Source organism: Streptococcus suis (genome assembly GCF_002960445.1).
In the GTDB taxonomy this organism is placed as follows: Bacteria; Bacillota; Bacilli; order Lactobacillales; family Streptococcaceae; genus Streptococcus; species Streptococcus hyiners.
In genome coordinates, this window is the sequence record NZ_POJD01000126.1 from 1 (window position 1) to 354 (window position 354).

1 protein-coding gene is annotated in these 354 nt (G+C 50.8%); it reads right to left on the reverse strand.

The window, feature by feature from the left end; all coding sequences use genetic code 11:
* Positions 1 to 354 (reverse strand): DNA gyrase subunit A (locus C1G53_RS03410; protein ID WP_330847462.1); only part of this gene is annotated, 354 nt, incomplete at both ends.

The following is a 354-nucleotide window of genomic DNA, read 5'->3' on the forward strand; positions in this document are numbered from 1 at the left end:
TGGGAAGTCTGGTCCAGGCAAGAACTCCATCAACTTTTCTAACTTAGCTGTTGGATGATCAATCATGTAGACAACGGCATCGATGACCTCCGCTAGATTATGCGGCGGGATGTCAGTCGCGTACCCTGCTGAAATTCCTGTCGCTCCATTGACCAAGAGATTAGGGAAGGCAGCTGGTAGCACAGTGGGTTCTTTTTCCGTATCGTCAAAGTTCCAGGCAAATGGTACGGTCTTTTTCTCGATGTCAGCCAAGAGATAGCCAGCCATTTCCGAAAGGCGAGCCTCGGTGTAACGCATAGCTGCTGGCGGATCGCCGTCCATGGAACCGTTGTTTCCGTGCATCTCCACCAAAAT